The following is a 20,973-nucleotide window of genomic DNA, read 5'->3' on the forward strand; positions in this document are numbered from 1 at the left end:
GAGGGAGCGGCTCAGAAGTCCGTCGCGTAGCTCTTGTCGCTCGTGCCCGTGCGCGGGCGTGCGGCCGGGCCCCATTCCTCCGTCGCCGCCATCGCCCGGACCGCGTCCAGGCGGGCGGGGCGGTAGTAGTCGCTGCCCTTCCGCCAGTACACGACCAGCGGGACGACACCGACGAGGAGGCCGCCGAGGCCGATCGCGAGGGCGGTGGTGGAGAGTTCGCCGAGCGATTCGACGAACGCCCAGAGCATGAACGCGGAGCCGAGCAGCGGCCACAGGCCGCCGAGGACCAGGTTGCGTACGGAGCGGAAGAGGACCGACTTGTACGCGACGACCGCGGCGATGCCCGCGAGGCCGTAGTAGAACGCGATCTGCAGTCCGATCGCGGAGACCGCGTCGCTGAGGATCTGCTGCACGGAGCCGGCCGCCGCCGCTGCCGCGAACATCAGGAGCGCGGCGCCGCCGACGGCGGCGATGGCGACCCACGGCGTGTTCCAGCGGTGGTGCACGGCGCCGAGCGCGGCCGGCATGGTCCGGTCGCGGCCCATCGCGAAGAGCGAGCGGGTGACCTGGAGGAGGGTGGTCTCCAGGGTGGCGACGGTCGACAGGACGACGGCCACGACGAGGAGCTTGCCGCCGACGCCGGGCCAGATCTCCTGGCCGAGGACGGCGAGGACGTTCGGTCCCGCGGTACGGATCTCCTCGGCGGTCAGCAGCACGTTCACGGCGACCGTGAAGGCCTCGAAGAGGACGAAGACGAAGCCGACGCCGACGAGCGCCGCGAGCCCTGCGGTGCGGCGGCTGTTCCGGGTCTCCTCGCTGAGGTTGCTGGTGACGTCCCAGCCCCAGTAGTAGAACGCGGCGATCAGCGCGCCGGCGGCGAAGCCCTGCGGCCCGTCGAACTGGCCGAGGCCGAACCAGGACCAGTCGAAGGCGGTGGCCCGGCCCCGGTGCGCCACGGCCGCAAGGACGAACCCGATCAGGATCAGCATCTCGACGCCGGACATGATCAGCTGGGCCCGCACGGTGAGCCGGGCGCCGCCCAGGACGACGAGCAGGATCAGCAGGAACCAGGCGGCACCGACGGCGGTCGCGAGCGGGGTGTCGTCGGCGAGATCGGGGTCGATCAGGGAGAGCGTGAGGGACCCGGCGGGCAGCGAACCGGCCACCATGAAGACGGTGGCGGCGAAGACCAGCGCCCAGCCGGAGAGGAAGCCGAGGAACGGGTGGAGGGTTCGGCCCACCCAGGAGTAGCCGGCACCGGCGTTGACGTCGATCCGGCCGAGGCGGGCGTACGCGAGGACGATCCCGAACATCGGTATCGCGCAGTACAGCAGGGCCGCCGGACCCCCGAACCCGACGGCGCCGAAGAGCACGGCGGTGGTCGCGGCCAGCGAATAGGCGGGGGCGCTGCCGGCGACGGCCATCACGATCGTGTCGAAGGTGCCGAGGACATTGGGCTGGAGCCCTCTGTTCGTGGTGGTGCGCATGGCGGGGTCCTCGGGGCGCGAGAGGTGAGGCGGTGCGGTGGCAGGGCGAAGTGGCCCGTCCGCCGGGCCGATTGCCGACGGCGGCGGGCGCGGATCACGGTGAATCGAGGTGAATCGAGCGCATAGTAGTCGCCCGGATGAGCTTCGGTAACGGCGGTGGGGAGGGTTCCGCTCCGTGACCGCCGGTAAGTCCGCCCGTACGCCCCCGGGCGGAGGTTTACCGCAGGTCGGGACCCGCGATGGCGCGGGCCGCGCGGACCTCCTGGCGGAGCGGTTCGAGGACTCCGTTCTCGTCGCCGGGCAGCTCCGTGCGGACCTCCACGAGGATGTCGGACTCCCGGATCCCGGCCGACAGTTCGCGCAGCTCGCGCTCCACGGACACGACCTCCGCCGGGTCGGGGGCCGGGGCGCCGTGGTCGACCCGGATCCTGGCGGCCGTCGTCGCGTCCACGATCCGCTCCACGGCGACGACGAGCGGCCACCAGGCGGCGGCGCGGGCGCCGGTGGGCGGCGGTTCGGTCAGCGCGCGCTGGAACTCCGAGCGGACGCCGGACAGATCGCGGTACAGCTTCCGCCGGGACCGCAGCCGTGCGCCGCCGTCGCCTCCGTGCGCCTCGGCGTCTCCTCTGAAGGCGCAGGCCACATAGGCGGCCGCGTCCGCGACGGCGTCGGCGAGCTTGTCCCCGATCCGGGTGTGCCAGGACTCGGGCCAGAGCAGGTAGCCGGCGATCAGCGCGATGCCGCAGCCGATGAGGGAGTCGTACAGGCGGGGCATGACCAGGTTGAAACCCTCCTGGTTGAGGGTGTCGGAGAGCAGCAGGATCACCGGGGTGATGGCCGCCGTCTGGAAGGCGTACCCCTTCGCGGAGAAGGCCGGGACGAGGGCGGCGAGGACGCACATCACGGGCACGTCCCACCAGCCGCGCGGCACCTCGGCGAGGACGAGCGCGGCGAGGAGCAGCCCGAGGGCGGTGCCGAAGGCGCGCAGCACCGCCCGGGAGAAGACCGAGCCGAAGTCGGGCTTCATGACGAACGTGACGGTGAGCGCGACCCAGTACGAGCGGGGCACGGCGATCAGCGAGACCAGGGCCTGGGCGAGGCCGATGCAGAGTGCGAGCCGCAGGCCGTAGCGCCAGGACGCCTCGGAGAACAGCACGGCGCGGGTGGCCCGGCGGACCCTGACCCGCAGCGCGGCGGGCCGGCCGAGCCGGTCGTCGACGTTGTACGGGTCGGGTTCCGCCTTGTGCACGACGGTCGCGGCGTGCCGCAGGGCGTGGTCGACGGCCTTCTCGGCGGGCCGCTCGGGCGTCGGCAGGTCCAGTACGGGGGTTCCGGTGCGGCCCTCCTCGACGGCGTCCGCGAGTTCCCGTACGGCCGCCGGGATCGCGGGGGACAGCGGGCCGTACAGCTGGGCGCGCAGATGGGCGGCGGGGGCGGCCTCGGCGAGCGGGATGACGACGTTCAGCTGCGCGAGGAGCCGGACCAGGGCGGACGCGCGGCCGTGCTGGCGGGCCCGGTGGGCCAGGATCAGGTCGTACGACTGGTTGAGCGAGGCGGTGACGGCGTGCCGCTTGTCGTCGTACGCGGCGGTGCCGGTGGCCTCGTAGAGGTCGGCGACGGCCCGGTAGGTCGCGGCGACGGCGGATCGTTCCGGCGCGGCGCGGCGCAGGGGCCAGCCGAGCAGCGTGAGGACGAGGACGAAGAGCCCGCCGAGGGTGAGGAGGAGCGGCGCCTTCCACCAGGGGTCGGGCATGGGCAGGCCGGCGCCGACGACGGCGTTGAGGAGCAGGAGCAGCCCGGACACGGAGGCGACGGCGCCGATCGAGGAGATCATCCCGGAGACGAGCGCGACGAGGGTGAGCGCGGCGACCGCGAGCCAGCCGTGGCCGAAGACCAGGGTCCCGAGGGTGACGCCGATCGCCCCGAACAGCTGCGGCACGGCGATGTTGAAGACGCGCATCCGGTAGGCGTCGGCGGTGTCGCCGATGACCCCGGAAAGGGCGCCCATCGAGACGAGCGCCCCGTACGCCGGCTGCCCCGCCGCGAGCCCCACGGCGAGCGGCGTCGAGAGCGCGACGGAGGCGCGGAGCACGGCGGCCCAGGGGACGGGGGTGGGGGCGGGCTTGAGCCCGGCGGTGAGCCAGGCGGGCGGGGAGAGCCGTACGGGGCCTGCGGGGCGTGCCATGCGACCAACTTACGTCGCCGCCGAAGGGAGCTTCGGTGCGTCCGGCTCACGTCGCAGCGTCCGGGAGCTTCGGTGCGTCCGGCTCACGTCGCAGCGTCCGGGAGCTTCGGTGCGTCGGCTCACGTCGCAGCGTCCGGGAGCTTCGGTGTCGGTCGGTGCGCGGGTGATCTCCTCGCGCCCCGGCACGTGGGCGTGAGGCCCGTCGTCCGGATCGGGCTCAGTTGCGGTAGGACTCGACCTCGGCGGCCGGGCGGAGGGCCGCCGTGTCCGGGTCCTCGCCGAATTCGGCCTTCGCGCGGCGCTGGCGCAGCAGGTCCCAGCACTGGTCGAGGCGTACCTCCAGCTCGGCGAGGCGGGCCCGTTCCTCCGGGAGGAGGCCGCCGGTGCGCTGCCGCAGGGTGCGCTCCTCCTCGACGAGGGCGCCGATGTCGTCCAGGATCTCCTCGTTGTCCATGCCTTCCAGCGTGGCCGATCAGCGCTCGCCGCGCAGGTCGAGATCGGTGAGGACGGCCCGGTGGTCGGAGCCCGCGAGGTCGAGGAAGCGGATGCCCCGGACGCTGAAGTCGCTGCTGATCAGGACATGGTCGATCTGGACGAACGGCGGAAGCGGCCCTTCCATGGGCCAGGTCGGGGTGCGGCCGGCGTTCGCGACGCGGGAGGCGTCCCTGAGGTGGCCGGTGTCCAGGATCGAGCGGAAGGCGGCGTGGTCCTGGGAGGCGTTGAAGTCCCCGGCGACCAGGAGGGGGCCGGTGCGCTGCCGGGCGTCCTCCTCGATCCGGCCGAGTTCCCGCTTCCACACGTCCACCTGGTCCGGCAGAGGCGGCAGCGGGTGGGCGAGCTGGAGGCGTACGGGCACTCCGGCGATCTCGGCGGTGGCGCCGGGCATGCCCATGATCGCGGGGACGACCCGTTCGTCGGTCAGCGGGTAGGCGCTCAGGAGCACCGAGCCGACGGAGCCGTCGGCGTCCACCGAGGCCCGGTGGGGGAGTTCGGCGGCGAAGGCGTCGCCGAGGGCGCGCCCGCACGCGCGGTCGCATTCGGAGACGAACACCAGCTGGGGGCGCTCGCGCCGGATCGTGTCGGTCAGCGCCCCGGTGGCCTGGCCGAACTCGACGTTGGCGGCGAGCACCCGGACCTGGGCGAGGGGCAGGCCGTAGGAGGTGACGAGCTGCGGCATGTGCGGCACGGAGGCCCAGCCGACGGAGGTGAGGACGAGGACGGCCGTGAAGGCGAGGCCGCGGCGCCGGGCCACGGCGGCGAGGAGCACCGCGAGCGCGGCGGGCACGGCGAACCAGGGCAGCAGGGCGAGCAGCTGCGGGAGGGGCGTGACGCCGTCCGTGTCGAGCAGGCGGCCGCCGCTGACCATGGCGGGGACGATCAGGAGCAGCCCTGCGGCCCAGGCGGTGAGGCGGTGCCTGGGCCGGAGGGGCGGCGCTTCGGGGGCCGCCGGTGCGGTGCTCGGCACGGGCTCGGCTGTGAGGGCTCGGTCCACGCCCTTCAGTGTCGCAGGGCCTGGGAGATCTCCGCCTTGGTGGCGCCCGTGAGGGTCCGATTGCTGCGTGCCGTACCGGACTTGGAGGCTCCTGGTTCGACGCCGCCGATGTTCAGGACGACCGAGTCGAGGAAATTCCCCTCCGCGTCACGGAAGTTGACCATGACCGTGTAGTCGGCGGCGGTGTCCTTCGGGTTGGTCGCGGTGATCTCGGCGACCGTGCGGTCCCCGTCGGTGCTCGTCGGGCCGGCTTCGACGTCGCCGCCGGCGTTCACCCCGTCCTTGACCTCGTTCATCTTCTCCTCGGCGGCCGAGGCGACGGCGGCGGTCGCGGAGGAGAAGACGTCACCCGCCTTCTCCTGGGCGGCGTCGCACCCGGTGAGGGTGAGGGCCGTGGCCGCGGCGAGGGCCAGAGCTGCTGCCGTGGTGCGTCTCATGGCCCCGGCCTCAGAACGTCTTGTCGCGGCCGTAGGCGTCGTCCGTGGCCAGGGCCCAGATCACGAAGATCGAGATGGCCATGGAGAAGAGCGCCCACCACGGCTGGTAGGGCAGGAAGAGGAACTGGAAGAGGACGTTGAGGGAGGCCAGTGCGATACCGGCGACCCGGCCCCACTCGGCGCCCCTGAGGATGCCGAATCCGGCGACGGCGAGGATGACGCCGAGGATCAGGTGGATCCAGCCCCAGGTGGTGAGGTCGAACTTGAAGACGTAGTCGCCGACGCGGGTGTAGACGTCGTCCTCGGCGATGCCTGCGATGCCCTGGAAGACGTCCATGAAGCCGGTGACCAGCATGAGGACGCCGGCGAAGAGGGTGCCGCCGGAGGCCCAGGCGCCGGAGGCGCTCGGCGTGGTGCGCGGATCGCGTGGTGCGGTGTTCTGGCTCATGAGCCCATCGTCGGAGCGTTCGCACGTTGGCGAACTTTCAACTGGGCCGAACGAGTGAGCGGAGGTAGGAGTCGAGTACGGCGTCGAACTCCTCGGGCCTTTCCAGGTTGGGCAGGTGCGCGGCCCGTTCGATCACTGCGAGCGTGGAGTCGGGGAGCAGCGCGTGCATCTCCTCGGCGTCCGCGACCGGGGTGTACGTGTCGTCCCTGCCGACCACGACGAGCGCCGGCACGGCGGCGGTGGTGAGCGTCTCGCGGTAGTCGGGCCGCTCGGCCCGGCCGCGCAGCGCGGCGGCGGCGCCGGCCGGGTCGGTCGAGCACATCATGCGGTGGACGTGGGGCGCGGCGTGGGTGTTGTACGGGGCGACCATCCGGTCCAGGACCTCGTCGGCGTACCCCCGCATGCCCTCCCGCAGCAGCCGGTCCGCCATGGCGTTGCGGGCGGCCTTGCCCTCGTCGGTCTCGGCGGCGGGGAAGGTGTCGGCGAGGACGAGGCCCCGGACGCGGTCCGGGTGGCGGCGCAGGAGCTCCATGGCGATCTGGCCGCCCATGGACAGGCCGACGACGACGCAGTCGTCGATCTCCAGGTGGGCGAGGAGGCCGGCGAGGTCCTCGGCGAAGACGCCGAGGCCGGTGGAGCCGGTCGTGGCGCCGAGGGGTGTGGCGCCGTATCCGCGCAGGTCGGGGGCGATCACCCGGTGGGTGAGGGAGAAGCGCTCGATCTGGGGCCGCCACATGGTGTGGTCGAACGGGTGGCCGTGGACGAGGAGGAGCGACCGGCCGGAGCCGCGGTCCTCGTAGGCGGTCAGGTGGTCGTCGATCCGTGCGAAGTCCATGGTCGGAGGCTAGGGACGGGCTCCTGCTCGGTGCAATAGAATGCAATGCTCTCGGTGCAATGAAGGCGAATGGGACGGGGCAGGGATGGAGGAGTACCGGCGGATCGCGGACCGCGTCGAGGCGGCCGTACGGGACGGGCGGCTCAAGCCCGGTGACCGGCTGCCGCCGCAGCGGGTCTTCGCCCGCCGCCACCGGATCGCGAACTCGACGGCCATCCGCGTGTACGGGGAACTCGCGCGCCGCGGTGTGGCCGTCGGGGAGGTCGGGCGCGGCACCTTCGTCCGCGCCGCGCCCCCGCTGCCGGGGCCCGCGCTCGCCGAGGCGACCGGCACCGCACCCGTCGACCTCCAGCTCAACTACCCGACGGCCGAGGGCCAGTCGGAGCTGACGGCCCGCGCGCTCGCGGCCCTCGCCCGGCCCGACGTACTCGCCGGGGCCGTCTCCCGGCCGGCCGCCGCCACCGGCACGCCGGAGGCCCGGGAGGCGGCGGTGTCCCTGCTCGCGCGGCCGGGCTGGGCCCCCGATCCCGCGCGCGTGCTGTTCGCGGGCAACGGCCGGCAGGCCATCGCCGCCGCGCTCTCCACGCTCGTCCCGCCCGGCGGCCGGCTCGGCGTCGAGGCGCTCACGTACCCCCTGGTCAAGGCGGTCGCCGAACGGCTCGGAATCCGGCTCGTGCCGCTCGCCCTGGACGCCGAGGGCGTCCGTCCCGAGGCCCTCCGCGCGGCGCACAGGGCCGCGCCCCTCGCCGCCGTCTACCTCCAGCCGACCCTGCACAACCCGACCTCCTCGACCGCAGGCGAAGGACGCCGGGCCGAACTGGCCGAAGCGCTGCGGAGCCTGGACCTCACGGCCGTCGAGGACACCACCTGGGCCTTCCTCGTGCCGGACGCGCCCGCCCCGCTCGCCGCGCACGCCCCCGAGCGGGTCCTCCTCGTCGACAGCCTCTCCAAGCGGCTCTCCCCCGGCCTGACGGTCGGCTACCTCGTCGTGCCCGGCCGGCTGCGTACGGCGGCGGCGGAGGCCCTGCGCTCCGGCGCCTGGACGGCGGGCGGCCTCGCGCTCGCCGCCGCGACCCGCTGGACCGGCGACGGCACCGTCGCCGAGGTGGTCGCCGCCAAGCGGGCGGACGCGGAGGCCCGGCACGCCCTGGTCCTGCGACGGCTCGCGGGGCACGCCCTCAGGACCTCCCCGCACGCCTACTACTGCTGGTGGGAACTGCCCGCGCCCTGGCGGGCGGAGACCTTCACGGCGGCAGCCGCCGCGCGCGCGGGCGTGGCGGTCACACCGGGCAGCGCCTTCGCGGTGGGCACGGGCACGGCCCCGGCCCCCGACGCGATCCGGATCGGCCTCGCCTCCCCGCCCCACGCGGTCCTGGACGGGGCGCTCGCCCGGCTCGCGGAGCTGGCGGCGGAGAGGTGGGCGTGAACGCGTTGCCGGGGGAGTGCTGAGGGGGCCGTGGACCCCTCGAACCCGGGCTGCTGGCACAGGGTGTTGCTTCCGGTGCCGCCTAAGGGACGGTTCGTGCCGGGGCTGCCCGAGAGGTAGACGTCCTCATCGCCGCCCGGGGGACGGGCCCGTGTCGTCGAAGACGATGCCACCCTGGGCGATCGGTTCCCCACCGGAAGGTTGTTCGCCTGTCCGGCGGCGGCCGCGTACGTCATAACACCACCGACGCTGTTTGCAGAAGGGGTGGGCGCAGAACTTCCCTTCATCGGAAGCGAGCCGGAGTGTGCATGGCCGAGGGTGCGCGTATAGCCGTAAATGTCACATAACTGACCTGGATGGGTGGCGTGGAGGGCTGCACAGCTGCGTCAACTTGGCCCGGCCTGAAGGGTAGGGCTTGGAGGTAGCGTCCGGCTGGCTGTCGGGTTGGCTCCTCTGTCCGGACACCCGCTACGGGGTGGCTGGGACGCGTGACTCACGCCCCGCAATCCACACAGCCTCGCCCTTACGGCCGATGTTGTGGGACGCGTTGTCGTCCGCGTGCATGAGGGCCCCGCAGGACCGGCACGCGAATGTCGCTTGATCGACACGGTTGCGCCGGTCGATGTGACCGCACGCGGAGCACTGCCGACTGGTGTACGCCGGATCGACGTACACCAGCGGCACCCCGGCCCGCTTGGCCTTGTACTCGACGAAGGCGGCGAGCTGGTGGAAGCTCCAGGAGTGCAGGGTGGTCCGCTGGTCCTTGCGGAGCCGTACCCGGCCGCGGATGCCCGTGAGGTCTTCCAGGGCGATACCGGAGCCGGTGCGTTCAGCGGTGGTGACAATGTTCTTCGAAATGATGTGGTTGACGTTGGCGGTGTGCCGGGCTTCCTTGCGGGAGCGCCTCTTGAGCAGGCGCTTGGCTGACTTGGTGCCCTTGGCCTGGAGCTTCTTCCGCAGGGCGAGCTGTCGTTTCCGGTAGCGGTTCAGGCCGCGCCCGGCCGCCCGGTAGCCGGTTGAGGCGGTGGCGATGTTGGTGATCCCGAGGTCGACGCCGATGAACCCGTCGGGCTCGTACGGTTCTGCCTCGGGGATGTCGCAGACGGCGATCAGGTAGAACGTGCCGTCGCGTTCGATCAGGTCGGACTCGCCCTTACGGTGCTCGCGGAGCATCGTCAGCGCGTCCTCGGAGCAGACGAAGCGGACGCCTCTGAGCCGTCCGGCGGTCGTCCAGATCGATACCGTGCGAGCGTCGTACTGCCAGGAAAGGCAACGGTCGTCGTACGGATGCGCGGCCTCCGGGCGGAACGCGATCGGCTTGGACTCCGCCTTGACCCTCCGCTTCGACCCCGGCCTGCCCAGGTTCCCGGCGCGGATGTTCGCCTTCAACGCCGTGTAGGCGTCCCGGGTCTTCTTGATGACGTGCTGGGCGACCTGTGCCCCCAGCCCGCGCGCCTTCAACGCGTCGTAGGTGTGCTTGCGCAGCTCGTACTCACGTGGGACACCACGCTCGAACGCCACATCGGATACCCAGCACGCGGCCTCATTGACCGCACGCAGGGTCGCGAGAAGCGCGACGGCCTGGTCGGCCTCCGGCATCAGCTTCACCCGAGTCACGATCTTCACAACGTAATCGTAACATCACGCTATGTGGCCAAACTGGGGGGCAAACACTGAAGTTGAGCCGCTGCGAGCAGGCCATGCTGGCTATGTGCGCCAGAGAGGTGATTCCTCCCGGGCATGAAAGCCCAGGGCTTTCTTGTTGGTTCCGGCTGAACCTTCCGGAAGGAACGATGAGTCATGACCGCAGCCCAGACGACCTCCACCGCCCTCCAAGGATCCGCCGACCACCGCACCATCACCAACCCCGGCACCCTCCACGACCCCACCCCCTTCGGCTACAGCCACGCCGTGGCCGCGCCCGGTGAACTCGTCTTCATCGGCGGCCAGTACGCCTCCGACGCCACCGGCGCCCCCGTCCCCGGCGACTTCGCCGCCCAGGTCGAGCTCTCCCTGACGAACCTGCGGCTCGCCCTTGAGGGCGTCGGCCTCGGCCTCCACCACGTCGTCCGCCTCGGCACGTACATCGTCGAGCACGACATGGCCAGGCTGGAGGTCCTCGGCAAGGCCCTGCACGACCACTTCGGCGAGCGGCTGCCCGCGCAGACCCTCAGCGGGGTCGCGGCGCTCGCCCTGCCGGGGATGCTCTTCGAGATCGACGCCGTCGCCGTACGGCCCGCCGCCTGATCCACTTGCGGGGCGCCGGGCGCGGGTGTGCCCTGGAGGGTGCGGGAAGCAGCAGGGGGGCGAGAGACGAAGGAGCTCCTGCCATGGCGGCACACGCAGCGGTACCCGTCCGGCGCCAGATCAATACGCACGGCTGGGGGCTCCCCGTCATCTTCGGCGTCCTCTACGGCCTCTACGCGACGACCGTCGCCCGCCACGGCGGCCCCGCCACCCTGGGGCAGCTGTGGCTCGGGCTCATCTCCGCCGCCGTCCTCGCCGGCGGGATCTACGTGCTCCGCCGATACGGCCGGGTCCTGCCCCGCGAGCTGCGGGCCGCCGCCTGGGGCACCCTGACGGGCGTCGCGGTCGGGTTCCTCTTCAGCCTGTCCGACGCCAGCGTCCTGTCGTCGAGCGGGCTCGGCCTCGCCTTCGCCGTGGTGGCGGGCGCCGCCGCCTACTACAGCTTCTACACCCACGAGGACGCGGCCGGCCGCCCCGCGCCGTACTGACGCCCGCCGCCGCCCTCGCGCTTCCCGCCGTGGCGCCGCCGCCGGTAGTAGACGGCCGCCACGGCGGCGAGCAGCACCGGCCACGCCGCCAGGGGCGCGTAGCAGGCGATCAGCAAGGCGTCCTGGGCCCCAGTGGCCGGGATGCCCGGCCCCAGGTCCGCGTACGAGGCGTACACGCCCCATCCGGCGAAGGCGCACAGCCCCGCCACCCCCGCGAAGGCGGCGCCCGTCGCGGCGGCCGGGTTCACCCGGCGCCCGCCGAGGAACGGCAGCCACCGGGGGAAGACCTCGCCCCAGGAGCGGACCAGGCCCAGGGTGAGCAGGGCGAGCAGCTCGGACACCACGCTGAGGGAGACCACGTACACGGACTCGCCGGCGGACATCGCACCGAGTTCGGCGTCCTGCGTGACCGGGAGACCGGCGACGAGCGCGAGCCGCCACAGGCCGGACGGGAGGGTGGCCAGGGGGACGGCGTGAGCGGCGAGCACGGCCCAGCGGGGCACGTCCGGAAGGGATCGGATTCTCATCATGCGGCCCAGCGTCCCGCCACCGGGCGGGCCGGGACGTCGCCCCGGGGGCCGGTCCTCCTCCGCCGGACGGGGGAGCGGGGGTCAGCCGGGGAGGGTCCTCCGTGCTCTGGCGGTACGAGGCCGGGCGACGGAGACTGACAGGAGCGAGCGTGCTCTCTTCTCCCGCACCCCGGAGGGGAAAGGTGTGACCGACATGACCGACCTCGCCATCGAGACCGAGGGCCTGGTCAAGGTCTTCGGTACGAACCGCGCCGTCGACGGCGTCGACCTGCGCGTCCCCGCGGGGACCGTGTACGGCGTCCTCGGACCCAACGGCGCCGGCAAGACCACCGCCGTCAAGATGCTCGCCACCCTCCTCAGACCCGACGGCGGCCGGGCCCGCGTCTTCGGCAAGGACGTCGTCAAGGACGCCGACAGCGTGCGCGGCCGGGTGAGCCTCACCGGTCAGTACGCCTCCGTCGACGAGGACCTGACCGGCACCGAGAACCTCGTCCTGCTCGGCCGGCTCCTCGGCCACAGCAGGCCGGCCGCCCGCGAGCGCTCCGCGCAGCTGCTCACCGCCTTCGGGCTCGCGGAGGCGGCCGACAAGCAGATCAAGAACTACTCGGGAGGCATGCGGCGCCGCATCGACATCGCCGCGTCCATCCTCAACACCCCCGACCTGCTGTTCCTCGACGAACCGACGACCGGCCTCGACCCGCGCAGCCGCAACCAGGTCTGGGACATCGTCCGCGCGGTCGTCGCCCAGGGCACCACCGTCCTCCTCACCACCCAGTACCTGGACGAGGCGGACCAGCTGGCGTCCCGCATCGCCGTCATCGACCACGGCAAGGTGATCGCGGAAGGCACGAAGGGCGAGCTGAAGGCGTCCGTCGGCTCGGGCTCGGTGCACGTACGGCTCCGGGACCCGGAGCGGCGCCGGGAGGCCGAACGGGTCCTGCAGGCCGCGCTGAACGCGTCCGTCACGCTCGAACCGGACCCCGTGGCGCTCACCGCCACCGTCGACGGCCACGGAACGGACCTCGGCGCCGCCGAGCAGGCCGCGCGGGCGCTGGCGGAGCTGGCGAGGGCCGGGATCACCGTCGACAGCTTCGGGCTCGGCCAGCCCAGCCTCGACGAGGTGTTCCTGGCCCTGACCGACAGACCGGCGGACGGCACGGACCGCGCGGACGGCACCCCGCCCCCGAACCCCGACCGGAAGGGAACGACGGCATGACCACCGTCACCACCGGCAAGGATCCCCGGCAGACCGACGCCCTCGCGTTCGAGGCGCCCAGGGCGGAGGACCTGGCGGCCCTCCTCGTCGGCCACGAGCGTCCCCCGCGCCCCAGCGCGCTGTCCGCGTCGCTGACCTTCGGCTGGCGGGCCATGCTCAAGATCAAGCACGTGCCGGAGCAGCTGTTCGACGTGACGGCCTTCCCGATCATGATGGTGCTGATGTACACGTACCTCTTCGGAGGCGCGCTGGCCGGATCGGTCTCGTCGTACATCCAGTTCCTGCTGCCGGGCATCCTCGTGATGAGCGTCGTGATGATCACGATGTACACGGGCATCTCGGTCAACACCGACATCGAGAAGGGCGTCTTCGACCGCTTCCGCACGCTGCCGATCTGGCGGCCCGCGCCGATGGTCGGCTACCTCCTCGGCGACGTCGTGCGCTATCTGATCGCCTCGGCCGTGATGCTGACGGTCGGCATGATCATCGGCTACCGGCCGGACGGCGGGGTGGTGGGCGTCCTCCTCGGCGTCGCCCTGCTCCTCGTCTTCGCGTTCTCGTTCTCGTGGGTCTGGACGATGTTCGGCCTGCTGCTGCGCAGCGAGAAGTCCGTCATGGGCGTCTCGATGATGGTGATCTTCCCGCTGACGTTCCTGTCGAACGTCTTCGTCGACCCGAAGACCATGCCGGGCTGGCTGCAGGCCTTCGTCAACAACAGCCCGGTGACCCACCTGGCCACGTCGGTCCGCGAACTGATGGCCGGAAACTGGCCGGCGACGGACATCGCCTGGTCGCTGGGCTGGTCGGTCGCCCTGGTGGCGGTCTTCGGCGCGGTCACGATGCGCCTCTACAACCGCAAGTAGGGCCTCGCGAGGAGCACCGCACGGCCCGCCCGGATCCTCCCGACGCGCCTCCCCTTCGACCGGTCGGGGTGTGCCGGGAGGCGGGGCTGCCCGTGAAGTCCTAGTTGCTCGTGCCGTTGCTGTCGCTGGTCGTTTCCTTCTTGTCCAGCGGGCGTATGGTGATCTTGATGGCCATTTCTGCCTCCTCGACGTGGGTGTGGCGCTAGCATGCCAACGTTGCCACGGTGACGTGTGAGGGCAACTGCGTTTCAGCCTTCGGGAGTTGAGGACGGTGCCAGAGCGAAGCGACACGGCCGCCGATCTCGTGCGGCCGTGCGTCAAGCCCGAGCACCGCCCCTACCGGACGGTCGACGGGCACGTGCGCATCGGAAGCGTCGTGCACGGCATAGGCGCGGAGATCGAGGACCCCGAAGGCTGGGTCTGGGCACTGGTCCAGGCGATGGACGGGACCCGCGACGCCCACCGGATCGCCGCCGAGGTCGCCGGGGCGCACCCGGCCCCCGACGAGGACGACGTCCTCCGGGCGATGGCCGACCTGCGGCGGGCCGGATTCCTCCAGGACGCGGCGGCGACCGTGCCCGGGGAGCTGTCCGAGCGGGAGAGGGTCCGCTACGGGCGGGGCGTGCCGCTGCTCCGCTGGATGGACTCCTCGCCCCGGACGAACAGCTGGGACCTGCAGCTCGCCCTCGCCCGCGCGCGCGTCCTGCTGATCGGCCTGGGCGGCGCCGGCGGGATCGCGGCCCAGGGCCTGGTGGCCTCCGGCGTGGGACGGCTGCACTGCGTCGACCCCGACGTCGTCGAACTCTCCAACCTCAACCGCCAGGTCCTCTACCGCGAGCGGGACATCGGCCGGGGCAAGGTGGACGCGGCCCTGGAGTCCTTACGGGCCCTGAACTCCGACGTCACGGTGACCGGAGAGGCAGGCGAGGTGCGCGGCACCGACGACCTCGTACGGCTCCTGCGCGCCGGGACGGCGGACGGCGCCGCGTACGACCTCCTGGTACTGAGCGCCGACCGCCCGGCCGCCCTGCGCTCCTGGGCCAACCGGGCCTGTCTACGGACGAACACCCCGTGGGTCGACGGGGGTTACCGAGGTCCCCTGGTCACCACCGGCCTCTACACGCCCGGCAGCAGCGGCTGCCTGGAGTGCCACCGGGTCACCCAGGCGGCCTCCCGCGACCTCGGTCTGCCTCCCGGCGAGGACGAGGACACGGTGTCGCCCCGGATGCCCTGGAGCCCGGTGAACGCCGTCACGGCCTCCCTCGCGGGCGCGCTCTTCGTGTACGCGGCCATCGCGGCCCTCACCGGTGTGCCCGCGCTCCCTCCCGGGTTCCGGATCGAGTTCAACCTCATGCTCCCCGGCGAGCCCGGCCTTGAGCCCGTCCTCCGGCGGCCCGACTGCCGCGTCTGCGGCGGTGCGTGAGATGACCGGGGGCCGGGGCGAGGGGGGCGGAGCCGTGGAGGTTCCCGTCGGGCCCGGATCCCGGGTGCTGCTGCATCCGCTGAGCAGGCGCGCGGACGGCTCCGAGTGGATCGTGGGCCGCCGCGAGACGCGGGTGTTCGTGGCGCTCCCCGCCCAGGGCGTGGCGGCGCTCGACCTCCTGGAGCAGGGCGCGAGTGTCGCCTCGGCACAGTCGCGGCTGCACGCGAGGACCGGGGAGGAACTCGACATCGCGGAGTTCGTGCGCGACCTGCTGGCGCTCGGCTTCGTGGCGGAGGTCGACGGGCGGACCGTCCCGTCCGCCCCGGTGCGTCCCGCGAGCCTCCCGAGGCTGCGCCCAGGCCACGTCGCCTTCCTGCTGCATCCCCTGGTCCCCTGGTTCCCGGCGGCCCTGTTCCTCGCCGCCGTCGCGGTGCTCGTCGCCCGCCCCGGGCTGACGCCCACCTACCGTGACCTGCTGTGGAGCCCGTACGGAACCCTGGTGGTGGCGGGCGGGCTCATCGCCGGCTGGTCGATCGTCCTCGTGCACGAGCTCGCGCACCTCGCCGTGGCGAGGGCTGCGGGCGTTCCCGGCAGGATCGGCTTCGGTACACGGCTGCAGTTCCTCGTCATGCAGACCGACATCAGCGGCATCGAACTCGCCCCCCGGCGCCACCGCCTCACCGCGTACCTCGCCGGCATCGGGGTCAACCTCTCCCTCGCCTCCCTGGCCGTGCTGCTGCTCGCCCTCACCTCTCCCGGCACGACGGCACACCGGCTGCTCGCCGCGACGGTGCTGTGGGCGCTGCTGCCGCTCACCTTCCAGCTCATGGTGTTCATGCGGACCGACGTCTACTTCGTCCTCCAGGACCTCACCGGATGCCGCGACCTCTACGGCGACGGCCTGGCCTACGCCCGGCACCTGGCCGGACGCCTGACGCGCAAGCGGCGGGCGGACGAGGATCCGAGCCGTGGCCTGCCGGGCCGGGAGCGGCGCGCGGTACGGCTCTACAGCGTCGTCCTCGTGGTGGGGACCGTGGTGTGCCTGGCCGGGTTCGCGGCCTTCACCGTCCCGGCGGAACTGCGCCTGGTGGGCGGGGCCTGGCACCGGCTCGGCTCGGCCGGATCCGTGCTCGACGTGTCCGACGCCGTCCTGACTCTCGCGGCCTTCGCCGCTGTCCACATCGTCTGGCTCGTCGTCCGGTGGAGGACCATCGGGGCGCGGCGGTCCACCAGGAGAAGGAGGAACTCCTCGTATGCGTGAGATGTTCGAAGGCGTCGACGGAGTCCGGCTCGAACAGGACGCCTACACACCCGACTTCATGGAGCGCTTCTGGCGGATCGGGGCCGAGGGGTTCTGGAAGCTGGAGCGGATGCAGTCCTACGACGAGGGCGACTTCCCCAGCTGGCAGGCGTTCCGCCGGGGCGAATGGGAGGAGTCGCTGAGACTGATCGAGGAGCTGCGGCCGGAGTACGAGGAGTACTACGGCAGGATTGCGAAGTCGGGCTTCGGCGTCTACCGCGCGCGGATCGTCGAGCGGCCCGTCACCCCGTACATCCAGTGGGAGCTGAACGTCCTGCACGTCAAGAACGGCTACGGCGAGCAGGTCACCGTCCTCGACGCGGAACGGGTCGCACCGCGCGAGCAGGGGGAGCCCCTGCCCGAGCTGTGCGTCCTCGGCGGCGAGTCCGTCTACGTCATCGACTACACCCCCGAGGGCGTACCCGACGGCGCCACCCGGTACGACCGGCCGGACGTCGTCGCGCGGGCCCGTGACTTCGTGCGCGAGCTGTACGCGCAGGGGGAGGACCTGGCGACGTACTTCCCCCGCGAGATCGCCCCCCTGGCGGCGCCGGCCGTCTGAGCGGGGCCTCGCCGCGAGCTGATCAGTCCAGGCGCAGATCCGCCAGCTGCCGCTCGAAGGGGACGATCTCGTCCTCGTCGGCGTTCCGGGACGGCCTGGCCGCGACCATGTCCGCGAACTCGCTTCCGGCCCGGTTGATCCGGGACGGCAGGCCATCTGTGTACTCGTCGCCGCCCGAGCCCCAGTCCTCCGACGCCGCGTAGACGGCGGTCGGGGCGACGAGGGCCCGCAGGTAGGCGAAGAGCGGCCGGAGCGCGTGGTCCAGGACGAGCGAGTGGCGGGCGGTGCCGCCGGTCGCACCGACGAGGACCGGGACGCCGGTCAGCGCGGCCGGGTCGATCAGGTCGAAGAACGACTTGAAAAGACCGCTGTACGAGGCCGTGAAGACCGGGGTCACGGCGATGACCCCGTCGGCGCCCGTCACCGTGTCGATCGCCTCCTGGAGCGCGGCGGAGGGGAACCCGGTGACGAAGTTCTTCGCGATGTCGACGGCCAGGTCACGCAGTTCGACGACCTGGACGTCGACGGCGTACTCCTGCTCGGCCAGCCGGTAGCGGGCCGACTGGAGGAGGCGGTCGGCGAGCAGCCGGGTGGAGGAGGGGGAGCTGAGTCCGGCGGAGACCGCGACCAGCTTCAGCGTCTGCATGGCGTCAGACCTCCTTGGAGGCGAGGACGGCGGGGTGGAGCGGGGCCGTGGCCGGGACGCCGGCCGGACGGAGGTTCGCGAACTCCTTGCGCAGCACGGGTACGACCTCCTCGCCGAGGATGTCGAGCTGCTCCAGGACCGTCTTGAGGGGCAGTCCCGCGTGGTCGACGAGGAACAGCTGCCGCTGGTAGTCGCCCACGTAGTCGCGGAAGGACAGGGTGCGCTCGATGACCTCCTGCGGCGAGCCGACGGTCAGCGGGGTCTCGCGGGAGAACTCCTCCAGGGTCGGGCCGTGGCCGTAGACGGGCGCGTTGTCGAAGTACGGGCGGAAGTCGCGTACCGCGTCCTGCGAGTTCTTGCGCATGAACACCTGGCCGCCGAGGCCGACGATGGCCTGCTCCTCCGTCCCGTGGCCGTAGTGCGCGTACCGCTGGCGGTAGAGGCGGACCATCTTCTCGGTGTGGTGCTTGGGCCAGAAGATGTGGTTCGCGAAGAAGCCGTCGCCGTAGTAGGCCGCCTGCTCGGCGATCTCCGGGGAGCGGATGGAGCCGTGCCAGACGAACGGCGGGACGCCGTCGAGCGGGCGCGGGGTGGAGGTGAAGCCCTGGAGGGCGCTGCGGAACTTGCCCTCCCAGTCGACCACGTCCTCCCTCCACAGCTTGTGGAGGAGCGCGTAGTGCTCGATGGCGAGCGGGATGCCCTGCCGGATGTCCTGTCCGAACCACGGGTAGACCGGGCCGGTGTTGCCCCGGCCCATCATCAGGTCCACGCGGCCGTCGGCGAGGTGCTGGAGGGTCGCGTAGTCCTCGGCGATCTTCACCGGGTCGTTGGTGGTGATCAGGGTCGTGGACGTGGAGAGGACCAGGTTCTCCGTGCGGGCGGCGATGTGCCCGAGGAGCGTGGTGGGGGAGGACGGCACGAACGGCGGGTTGTGGTGCTCGCCGGTCGCGAAGACGTCGAGGCCGACCTCCTCCGCCTTGAGCGCGATGGCGACGGTGTTCTTGATCCGCTCGTGCTCGGTCGGGGTACGGCCGGTGGTGGGGTCGGTCGTCACGTCGCCGACGGTGAAGATCCCGAACTGCATCGTGCTCACCTCTCGCCTCGGGGGCTGTTGGTTGAATCGTAAACTATCCGCTCCAACGGCGCACCCCCCTGCCCTATTCCCGCGCCGTACCCTGGGCGCATGGCCCCCGGCGACGAAGAGACGTCCGACAAGACGTACGCAAAGACGTCCGACGGGACGTACGACAACGAACGCTGGAAGGAGCGGGGCGTGATGCTCCGCGTCTTCGTCTACGTCTTCGCCACCCACGCCTTCGCCGGCTTCGTCTGGCTCCTCTTCTACGTCGGGCAGAACGCCCAGAAGTAAGGTCCGTGCCGGGCTCACGTAAAGTCCCCGACGTGAACGCTGCGATATCGGTGGTGCCGGTCGTCGGGATCGGCGCGGACGGCTGGGACGGACTCCCCGAGACCTCCCGCCGCGTCCTGCGCACCGCCCAGGTCCTCATCGGCGCCCCCCGCCAGCTCGACCTGCTGCCCGCCGGCGACTGCCCCGGCGAACGGATCACCTGGCCCACCCCGCTGCGCCCCGCCGTCCCCGGACTCCTCGCCGCCCACGAGGGCAGGACGATCGCCGTCCTCGCCAGCGGCGACCCGTCCTTCTACGGCATCGCCCGCACCCTCGCCGAGACCGTCGGCGCCCAGCGGCTCCGCGTCCTGCCGCACCCGTCCTCCGTCTCGTACGCCTGCGCCCGCCTCGGCTGGCCCCTCGAAGCCGTCGAGACCGTCTCCCTCGTCGCCCGGCCCCTCGCCGCCCTCGCCGCCGCCCTCCACGACGGCCGCCGGCTCCTCGTCCTCGGCGAAGGCCCCGGCACCCCCGCCGACGTCGCCGCGTACCTCCGCGCCACCGGCTGGGGCGGCACCCGCGTCCGCGTCCTCGAACAGCTCGGCGGCCCCCGCGAGCGGATCCTCGACGCGACCGCCGCCGACTGGCCGCCTGAGCCGACCGACGCCCTCCACGTCCTCGCCCTCGACTGCGTACGCGACCCGGACACCCTCCGGCTCGGCGCCGTACCCGGCCTGCCCGACGAGGCGTACGAACACGACGGCCAGCTCACCAAGCGGTACGTACGCGCCGCCACGCTCGCCGCCCTCGCCCCCGCCCCCGGCGAACTCCTCTGGGACATCGGCGGCGGCTCCGGCTCCATCGGCGTCGAATGGATGCGGACCCACCGCTCCTGCCGCGCCATCGCCGTCGAGAAGTCCCCGGAGCGCGCCGCGCGCATCACCCGCAACGCCGACGCCCTCGGCGTCCCCGCGCTCAGGGTCGTGACCGCCGCCGCACCGGACGGCCTCGCCTCCCTCCCCGTTCCCCACGCGATCTTCATCGGCGGCGGCCTCACCGCCCCCGGACTCCTCGACGCCTGCTGGGACGCCCTCCCCGCCGGCGGCCGGCTCGTCGCCAACACCGTGACCCTGGAGTCCGAGGCGCTGCTCGCCGACCGCTACCGCCGCCACGGCGGCGAACTGGTCCGGCTCGGCGTCTCCACCGCCGTCCCGGTGGGCGGCTTCACCGGCTGGCGCCAGGCGATGCCGGTCACGCAGTGGTCCGTAACCAAGGAAGAGGAAGCATGACCGTCTACTTCATCGGCGCGGGCCCGGGCGCGGCCGACCTGATCACCCTGCGCGGCGCGCGCACGCTCGCGTCCTGCGGGGTCTGCCTCTACGCCGGCTCGCTCGTCCCGACCGAACTCCTCGCCGAGTGCGGGCCCGGCACGCGCCTCGTCGACACGGCCGACCTGGACCTGGACCGGATCGTCGCCGAGATCGCCCGCGCCCACGACGACGGCCAGGACGTGGCCCGCCTCCACTCCGGCGACCCGTCCGTCTTCAGCGCGATGGCCGAGCAGATGCGGCGGCTCGACGCCCTGGGCATCCCGTACGAGGTCGTCCCCGGCGTCCCGGCGTACGCGGCGGCGGCGGCGGCGCTCAAGCGGGAGCTGACCGTGCCGACGGTCGGCCAGACGGTGATCCTCACCCGGATCGCCCAGCAGGCCACGCCCATGCCCGACGGCGAGGACCTCGCCACCCTGGGCCGCAGCGGCGCCCTGCTCGTCCTCCACCTGGCCGCCCGCTACGTCGACCGGGTCGTCGCCGAACTCGTCCCCCACTACGGCGCCGACTGCCCGGCCGCCGTCGTCGCGATGGCCAGCCGGCCGGACGAGATCGTCCTCCGGGGCACCCTGGAGGACATCGCGGCCCAGACGAAGGAGGCCGGGATCACGAAGACGGCCGTCATCCTGGTCGGCCGCACGCTCGCGGCCACGCAGTTCCGCGACAGCCACCTGTACGACCCGGCCCGCGACCGCCACGCCTGCTGAACCGGTCC

22 protein-coding genes are annotated in these 20,973 nt (G+C 72.5%); 11 read left to right on the forward strand and 11 right to left on the reverse strand.

Annotated features, from left to right (window positions below):
• Positions 1 to 11 precede the first annotated feature (11 nt).
• From ACIA8N_RS19270 to ACIA8N_RS19300, 7 genes are all read right to left on the reverse strand, one after another.
• Positions 12 to 1,487 (reverse strand): APC family permease, encoded by a 1,476-nt coding sequence (locus tag ACIA8N_RS19270; protein ID WP_365784308.1) that lies wholly within the window; start codon positions 1,485 to 1,487, stop codon positions 12 to 14.
• A 217-nt stretch (positions 1,488 to 1,704) separates the two neighbouring features.
• Positions 1,705 to 3,672 carry an FUSC family protein gene (locus ACIA8N_RS19275; RefSeq protein ID WP_365784306.1) on the reverse strand — a complete coding sequence of 656 codons (1,968 nt, stop codon included), beginning with the start codon at positions 3,670 to 3,672 and terminating at the stop codon, positions 1,705 to 1,707.
• Positions 3,673 to 3,889: 217 nt separating this feature from the next.
• Entirely contained in the window at positions 3,890 to 4,126 is a 237-nt protein-coding gene (locus ACIA8N_RS19280; protein ID WP_365784304.1) for a DUF2630 family protein, read from the reverse strand.
• A gap of 18 nt (positions 4,127 to 4,144) precedes the next feature.
• A complete protein-coding gene (locus tag ACIA8N_RS19285) occupies positions 4,145 to 5,164 on the reverse strand; it encodes an endonuclease/exonuclease/phosphatase family protein (protein WP_365784302.1) in 1,020 nt (339 codons plus the stop codon).
• Positions 5,165 to 5,169: 5 nt separating this feature from the next.
• The gene (locus ACIA8N_RS19290; RefSeq protein ID WP_365784300.1) at positions 5,170 to 5,601 is read right to left on the reverse strand and encodes a hypothetical protein; all 432 of its coding nucleotides are present in this window, start codon (positions 5,599 to 5,601) and stop codon (positions 5,170 to 5,172) included.
• A gap of 10 nt (positions 5,602 to 5,611) precedes the next feature.
• Positions 5,612 to 6,049: a hypothetical protein gene (locus ACIA8N_RS19295; protein ID WP_365784298.1), complete on the reverse strand. Its 438-nt coding sequence runs from the start codon at positions 6,047 to 6,049 to the stop codon at positions 5,612 to 5,614.
• A 37-nt stretch (positions 6,050 to 6,086) separates the two neighbouring features.
• The gene (locus ACIA8N_RS19300) at positions 6,087 to 6,884 is read right to left on the reverse strand and encodes an alpha/beta hydrolase (RefSeq protein WP_365784296.1); all 798 of its coding nucleotides are present in this window, start codon (positions 6,882 to 6,884) and stop codon (positions 6,087 to 6,089) included.
• 85 nt (positions 6,885 to 6,969) lie between these two features.
• Here ACIA8N_RS19300 and ACIA8N_RS19305 point away from each other — a divergent pair, with 85 nt between their 5' ends.
• Entirely contained in the window at positions 6,970 to 8,310 is a 1,341-nt protein-coding gene (locus tag ACIA8N_RS19305) for a PLP-dependent aminotransferase family protein (protein ID WP_365784294.1), read from the forward strand.
• A gap of 468 nt (positions 8,311 to 8,778) precedes the next feature.
• On the opposite strand, the gene ACIA8N_RS19310 is transcribed toward ACIA8N_RS19305, so the two are convergent.
• Complete coding sequence (locus ACIA8N_RS19310) at positions 8,779 to 9,936, reverse strand: transposase (protein ID WP_365784291.1); 1,158 nt, start codon at positions 9,934 to 9,936, stop codon at positions 8,779 to 8,781.
• Between the two features lie 174 nt (positions 9,937 to 10,110).
• On the opposite strand from ACIA8N_RS19310, the gene ACIA8N_RS19315 reads away from it, so the two are divergent.
• Entirely contained in the window at positions 10,111 to 10,557 is a 447-nt protein-coding gene (locus ACIA8N_RS19315; protein WP_365784289.1) for a RidA family protein, read from the forward strand.
• An 83-nt stretch (positions 10,558 to 10,640) separates the two neighbouring features.
• Positions 10,641 to 11,045, forward strand: a complete 405-nt coding sequence (locus tag ACIA8N_RS19320) for a hypothetical protein (protein ID WP_365784287.1) — start codon at positions 10,641 to 10,643, stop codon at positions 11,043 to 11,045.
• On the opposite strand, the gene ACIA8N_RS19325 is transcribed toward ACIA8N_RS19320, so the two are convergent.
• Positions 11,003 to 11,575 (reverse strand): hypothetical protein, encoded by a 573-nt coding sequence (locus ACIA8N_RS19325; RefSeq protein WP_365784285.1) that lies wholly within the window; start codon positions 11,573 to 11,575, stop codon positions 11,003 to 11,005. The genes ACIA8N_RS19320 and ACIA8N_RS19325 overlap by 43 nt on opposite strands.
• Positions 11,576 to 11,768: 193 nt before the next feature.
• On the opposite strand from ACIA8N_RS19325, the gene ACIA8N_RS19330 reads away from it, so the two are divergent.
• The 5 genes from ACIA8N_RS19330 to ACIA8N_RS19350 all read left to right on the forward strand — a co-directional run bounded on the left by ACIA8N_RS19330 (position 11,769) and on the right by ACIA8N_RS19350 (position 16,939).
• A complete protein-coding gene (locus tag ACIA8N_RS19330) occupies positions 11,769 to 12,791 on the forward strand; it encodes an ATP-binding cassette domain-containing protein (RefSeq protein WP_365784283.1) in 1,023 nt (340 codons plus the stop codon).
• Positions 12,788 to 13,654, forward strand: a complete 867-nt coding sequence (locus ACIA8N_RS19335; protein WP_365784281.1) for an ABC transporter permease — start codon at positions 12,788 to 12,790, stop codon at positions 13,652 to 13,654. The genes ACIA8N_RS19330 and ACIA8N_RS19335 overlap by 4 nt, the downstream gene beginning before the upstream one ends.
• Before the next feature lie 271 nt (positions 13,655 to 13,925).
• Positions 13,926 to 15,077 (forward strand): ThiF family adenylyltransferase, encoded by a 1,152-nt coding sequence (locus tag ACIA8N_RS19340; protein WP_365784278.1) that lies wholly within the window; start codon positions 13,926 to 13,928, stop codon positions 15,075 to 15,077.
• Positions 15,078 to 15,111: 34 nt separating this feature from the next.
• The gene (locus tag ACIA8N_RS19345; RefSeq protein ID WP_365784276.1) at positions 15,112 to 16,338 is read left to right on the forward strand and encodes a hypothetical protein; all 1,227 of its coding nucleotides are present in this window, start codon (positions 15,112 to 15,114) and stop codon (positions 16,336 to 16,338) included.
• A complete protein-coding gene (locus tag ACIA8N_RS19350) occupies positions 16,331 to 16,939 on the forward strand; it encodes a DUF6879 family protein (protein WP_365784274.1) in 609 nt (202 codons plus the stop codon). Before ACIA8N_RS19345 ends, ACIA8N_RS19350 begins: the two co-directional genes overlap by 8 nt.
• Before the next feature lie 22 nt (positions 16,940 to 16,961).
• On the opposite strand, the gene ACIA8N_RS19355 is transcribed toward ACIA8N_RS19350, so the two are convergent.
• Together ACIA8N_RS19355 and ACIA8N_RS19360 are read right to left on the reverse strand one after the other, a co-directional pair.
• Complete coding sequence (locus ACIA8N_RS19355; protein WP_365784272.1) at positions 16,962 to 17,585, reverse strand: FMN reductase; 624 nt, start codon at positions 17,583 to 17,585, stop codon at positions 16,962 to 16,964.
• A 4-nt stretch (positions 17,586 to 17,589) separates the two neighbouring features.
• Positions 17,590 to 18,669: an LLM class flavin-dependent oxidoreductase gene (locus tag ACIA8N_RS19360; RefSeq protein WP_365784270.1), complete on the reverse strand. Its 1,080-nt coding sequence runs from the start codon at positions 18,667 to 18,669 to the stop codon at positions 17,590 to 17,592.
• A 99-nt stretch (positions 18,670 to 18,768) separates the two neighbouring features.
• Between ACIA8N_RS19360 and ACIA8N_RS19365 the strand changes: the two genes are divergently transcribed.
• Genes ACIA8N_RS19365 through cobM form a run of 3 tightly spaced genes read left to right on the forward strand, consistent with a single transcriptional unit; the run spans position 18,769 to position 20,965 of the window.
• Entirely contained in the window at positions 18,769 to 18,954 is a 186-nt protein-coding gene (locus tag ACIA8N_RS19365) for a DUF6126 family protein (protein WP_399416726.1), read from the forward strand.
• Positions 18,955 to 18,986: 32 nt separating this feature from the next.
• The gene (gene cbiE / locus ACIA8N_RS19370; RefSeq protein WP_365784268.1) at positions 18,987 to 20,219 is read left to right on the forward strand and encodes a precorrin-6y C5,15-methyltransferase (decarboxylating) subunit CbiE; all 1,233 of its coding nucleotides are present in this window, start codon (positions 18,987 to 18,989) and stop codon (positions 20,217 to 20,219) included.
• Positions 20,216 to 20,965: a precorrin-4 C(11)-methyltransferase gene (gene cobM / locus ACIA8N_RS19375; protein ID WP_365784266.1), complete on the forward strand. Its 750-nt coding sequence runs from the start codon at positions 20,216 to 20,218 to the stop codon at positions 20,963 to 20,965. Before cbiE ends, cobM begins: the two co-directional genes overlap by 4 nt.
• Positions 20,966 to 20,973: the final 8 nt, after the last annotated feature.

This window comes from Streptomyces sp. NPDC051822 (assembly GCF_044452745.1).
Classification (GTDB): domain Bacteria; phylum Actinomycetota; class Actinomycetes; order Streptomycetales; family Streptomycetaceae; genus Streptomyces.